General features: G+C 67.8%; 3 protein-coding genes. 2 read left to right on the top strand and 1 reads right to left on the bottom strand.

From position 1 onward, the window contains the following. Positions 1-203: 203 nt before the first annotated feature. Positions 204-470, bottom strand: a complete 267-nt coding sequence (gene rpsT, locus FNH08_RS44565; RefSeq protein WP_322726447.1) for a 30S ribosomal protein S20 — start codon at positions 468-470, stop codon at positions 204-206. A 367-nt stretch (positions 471-837) separates the two neighbouring features. Here rpsT and lepA point away from each other — a divergent pair, with 367 nt between their 5' ends. Next, the gene (lepA, locus tag FNH08_RS44560) at positions 838-2706 is read left to right on the top strand and encodes a translation elongation factor 4 (protein ID WP_322726446.1); all 1869 of its coding nucleotides are present in this window, start codon (positions 838-840) and stop codon (positions 2704-2706) included. A gap of 293 nt (positions 2707-2999) precedes the next feature. Beyond that, positions 3000-4877, top strand: a complete 1878-nt coding sequence (locus tag FNH08_RS44555) for an AMP-dependent synthetase/ligase (RefSeq protein ID WP_322726445.1) — start codon at positions 3000-3002, stop codon at positions 4875-4877. Positions 4878-4881: the final 4 nt, after the last annotated feature.

Raw genomic sequence — 4881 nt, 5'->3', positions numbered from 1 at the left:
GGGTGGGCAGGACACGCGAACAGGACACGCGAAAGCCCCGGCCCGCCCCCTGGGGAAGGGAGTCGGCCGGGGCCTTCGGTTCAAGCCTGTGGGTTCACGCCCGCGTGGCGAACGCAGGCCGCGCGTGGACCCGGGGTGTCGGATGGGAGCGGATGAGAGAGGGCCCGCTCTGGGTCCAGCCGACGGTCAAGTCAGGAGTTGACTCAGCCCTTGAGGGTGGCGACCTGAGAAGCCAGCGCCGACTTCTTGTTGGCGGCCTGGTTCTTGTGGATGACGCCCTTGGAGACGGCCTTGTCGAGCTTGCGCGAGGCCTCGCGCAGGGCGACGGTCGCCTTCTCCACGTCACCCGCGGCCGTGGCCTCGCGGGTCTTGCGGATCGCGGTCTTCAGAGAGGACTTGACGGCCTTGTTGCGCAGCCGGGCCTTCTCGTTGGTCTTGATCCGCTTGATCTGGGACTTGATGTTCGCCACGAATGAGCCTTTTCAGGTTCAGGCACGCGAGACGTCGCAACGCCACACGCGCCGGTGATTGATCTTCGAGTGGACCACCGGAGACCCGGTGGAACCGAACGCGCCTCGCGCTGAGAGGGCATGAGGCACAGCCCCCCACGGTACCAGCCGCGTTCCGGCCGACCCAAACCGGTCCGGTGCCGCCCCGAACCCGTTCTGCGCCGCACCGGCCTGCGGGACGGGGATCAGAGCTCCCGTCCGCCCGGTTTACGCGTCCCCTCGGCGCCCGGACCGGTTCCCACTCCTCACCCGTGGGACGATGGAGCCTACGTATCGATCCGACCCGAGACCGCAGACACTGCGGACGCCTCAAGAATCAGGACCCTGCGTGCCCGCGATCCCCAGCCATGTGCCCGAGCCGAGCCGTACCGACCCCGCGCTGATCCGCAACTTCTGCATCATCGCGCACATCGACCACGGCAAGTCCACGCTCGCCGACCGGATGCTCCAGCTGACCGGCGTCGTCGAGCAGCGGCAGATGCGCGCTCAGTACCTCGACCGCATGGACATCGAGCGCGAGCGCGGCATCACGATCAAGTCCCAGGCGGTGCGGTTGCCGTGGGCCCCGACCAAGGAGCCGGGCAACACGCACATTCTCAACATGATCGACACCCCGGGACACGTCGACTTCACGTACGAGGTCTCGCGGTCGCTCGCGGCCTGTGAGGGGACCATCCTCCTCGTCGACGCAGCCCAGGGCATCGAGGCCCAGACCCTCGCCAACCTCTACCTGGCGATGGAGAACGACCTCACGATCATCCCGGTGCTCAACAAGATCGACCTGCCGGCCGCGCAGCCCGAGAAGTTCGCCGAGGAGCTCGGCAACCTCGTCGGGTGCGACCCCGACGACGTGCTGCGCGTCTCCGCCAAGACCGGCGTCGGTGTCGACGCGTTGCTCGACAAGGTCGTCGCCGAGATCCCGGCCCCCGTCGGGGTCAAGGACGCGCCCGCGCGCGCCATGATCTTCGACTCCGTGTACGACTCCTACCGGGGTGTCGTGACGTACGTCCGTGTCGTCGACGGGCAGCTCAACAAGCGTGAGCGGATCCGGATGATGTCCACCGGCGCCACCCACGAACTGCTGGAGATCGGGACCAACTCACCGGAGATGCTCGGTGCCGACGGGCTCGGGGTGGGTGAGGTGGGGTACCTCATCACCGGTGTGAAGGACGTCCGTCAGTCCAAGGTCGGTGACACGATCACCACCCTGCACAAGGGTGCGACCGAGGCGCTCGGCGGGTACAAGGACCCCAAGCCGATGGTGTTCTCCGGCCTCTACCCCCTCGACGGCTCCGACTACCCGGAGCTGCGCGACGCCCTCGACAAGCTCCAGCTCAACGATGCCGCGCTGGTCTACGAGCCGGAGACCTCCGCCGCCCTCGGCTTCGGTTTCCGCGTCGGCTTCCTGGGGCTGCTGCACCTCGACGTCATCCGTGAGCGGCTGGAGCGGGAGTTCGGGCTCGATCTCATCGCCACCGCGCCGAACGTGGTCTACCGCGTGCTCATGGAGGACGGTGTCGAGCACACCGTCACCAACCCGAGCGAGTTCCCCGAGGGCAAGATCAACGAGGTGTACGAGCCGGTCGTACGCGCCACGATCCTCGCCCCGAGCGAGTTCATCGGCTCGATCATGGAGCTGTGCCAGACCCGGCGCGGAACCCTGCTCGGGATGGACTACCTGTCCGAGGACCGGGTCGAGATCCGGTACACGCTTCCCCTCGCCGAGATCGTCTTCGACTTCTTCGACCAGCTGAAGTCCAAGACCCGTGGCTACGCCTCCCTCGACTACGAGCCCACCGGCGAGCAGACCTCCAGCCTGGTGAAGGTCGACATCCTGCTGCACGGCGACAAGGTGGACGCGTTCTCGGCGATCACCCACAAGGACGCGGCGTACGCGTACGGCGTGCGACTCGTCGCCAAGCTGCGCGAGCTCATCCCGCGGCAGGCCTTCGAGGTGCCGATCCAGGCCGCCATCGGTTCCCGGGTCATCGCCCGCGAGACCATCCGCGCCATCCGCAAGGACGTCCTCGCCAAGTGCTACGGCGGTGACATCTCCCGTAAGCGGAAGCTGCTGGAGAAGCAGAAGGAAGGCAAGAAGCGGATGAAGATGGTGGGCTCTGTGGAGGTTCCGCAAGAGGCCTTCATCGCCGTGCTGTCCAGCGACGACGGCGGCGGGTCAGGGAAGGGCAAGAAGTAGGGGCGGGCGGGGGCCGTCACCCGCCCCCGCGAGCCTCGATGCACCCGTCCGTGGAACGTCTGTTACCCATGGAAACCCGGACAGAAAACGGGCCCGTCGCCCCACGGTGCGGCGGGCCCGTACGCACGCGTAGGGTCGCTCTCTGTAGGACGTGTCTGTAGGAAGTGACAGGGCGCCGCCCCTTACGCACCGGGCGGCCGCGCTCTACCCTGATCACCACTCGAATAGTTACTCGCGAGTTAAACAACAGCCGCTTTGAGCCAGCCGCCATGTCGCGGGCCCCGGAGGATGTCGTGAGCGACACACTGACCCTGATCGAGAACCGACCGCCGTCCGTGGCGGCTCTCTTCCTGGAGCGCGTGGCGGCCACGCCCGACGCGGAGGCCTACCGCTACCCCGTGCCTCCCGCCTCGGGCGAGGGCCCGGACGAGTGGAAGTCGCTCAGCTGGGCGCAGGCCGCCGAGCGGGTCTACGCCATCGCGGCCGGGCTGATCGAACTGGGCGTGCAGCCGGAGCAGCGGGTCGCCCTCGCCTCCGCCACCCGCGTCGAGTGGGTCCTCGCCGACCTCGGCATCCTCTGCGCGGGCGCCGCCACCACGACCGTGTACCCGCAGACGAACGCCGACGAATCCGCGTACATCCTGTCCGACTCCGAGAGCAGGGTCCTCGTCGCGGAGGACGCCGCGCAGCTCGCCAAGGCCCGTGAGAAGCGGGCCGAGCTGCCCGACCTGACCCATGTCGTCGTCATCGACCCGGCCGGCGCGGATCTCTCCGAGGACTGGATCCTCTCGCTCGCCGAGCTGGAGCAGCGCGGGGCCGCGTACCTGGAGAAGAAGCCCGACCTGATCAAGGAGAAGGTCGGCGCGATCACCGCCGAGCAGCTCGCCACCCTCATCTACACCTCCGGCACCACGGGCCGTCCCAAGGGCGTCCGCCTCCCGCACGACAACTGGTCGTACATGGCGAAGGCCATCGCCGCGACCGGCCTGATCAGCGGCGAGGACGTGCAGTACCTGTGGCTGCCGCTCGCGCACGTCTTCGGCAAGGTGCTCACCTCCGGGCAGATCGAGGTCGGGCACGTCACCGCGGTCGACGGCCGCGTCGACAAGATCATCGAGAACCTGCCGGTCGTCCAGCCGACGTACATGGCCGCCGTGCCGCGCATCTTCGAGAAGGTCTACAACGGGGTCGCCGCCAAGGCACGTGCGGGCGGTCCCGCCAAGTACAAGATCTTCCAGTGGGCGTCCGAGGTCGGGCGCGAGTACGCCAAGGTCAGCCAGGACAACTTCCGCCGCACCGGTACCGCGTCCGTGCCGTTCGGACTGGGCGCCAAGCACAAGGTCGCGGACGCGCTGGTCTTCAGCAAGCTGCGTGAGGCCTTCGGCGGGCACCTGCGGGCCTGTGTCTCCGGGTCCGTCGCGTTGGCCCCCGAGATCGGCTTCTTCTTCGCCGGCGCGGGCATCCACATCCTGGAGGGCTACGGCCTCACGGAGTCGTCCGCAGCGTCCTTCGTCAACCCCGGTGAGGCGTACCGGACCGGCACGGTCGGCAAGCCGCTGCCCGGCTGCGAGGTGCGCATCGCCGACGACGGCGAGATCCTGCTGCGCGGCCCGGGCATCATGCAGGGCTACCACAACCTGCCGGAGAAGACCGCCGAGGTCCTGGAGCCCGACGGCTGGTTCCACACCGGCGACATCGGCGAGCTCTCGCCCGACGGCTACCTGCGCATCACCGACCGCAAGAAGGACCTGTTCAAGACCTCCGGCGGCAAGTACATCGCGCCGACCGAGGTCGAGGGACAGTTCAAGGCGCTGTGCCCGTTCACGTCCAACGTCATGGTGATCGGTGCCGACCGTAACTTCTGCACGGCGCTCATCGCCCTCGACGAGCCGTCCCTCCTCGGCTGGGCCAAGGAGAACGGCATGGAGGGCAAGTCGTACGAGGACGTCGTCGCCTCGCCCGCGACGGTCGAGCTCATCGACGGGTATGTCAAGCGTCTGAACGAGGGGCTCCAGCGGTGGCAGACCATCAAGAAGTTCCGGCTTCTGCCACGGGATCTTGACGTGGAGCACGGTGAGTTGACGCCGAGCCTGAAGTTGAAGCGGCCGGTTGTTGAGCGGGAGTACCAGCATCTGATCGATGAGATGTACGCGGGGGCTCGGGAGGCGTAGCGCG

Origin of the sequence: Streptomyces spongiae (assembly GCF_009377185.1) — a bacterium.
Lineage (GTDB): Bacteria > Actinomycetota > Actinomycetes > Streptomycetales > Streptomycetaceae > Streptomyces > Streptomyces spongiae.
This window is presented reverse-complemented; position numbering and strand designations above follow the sequence as displayed.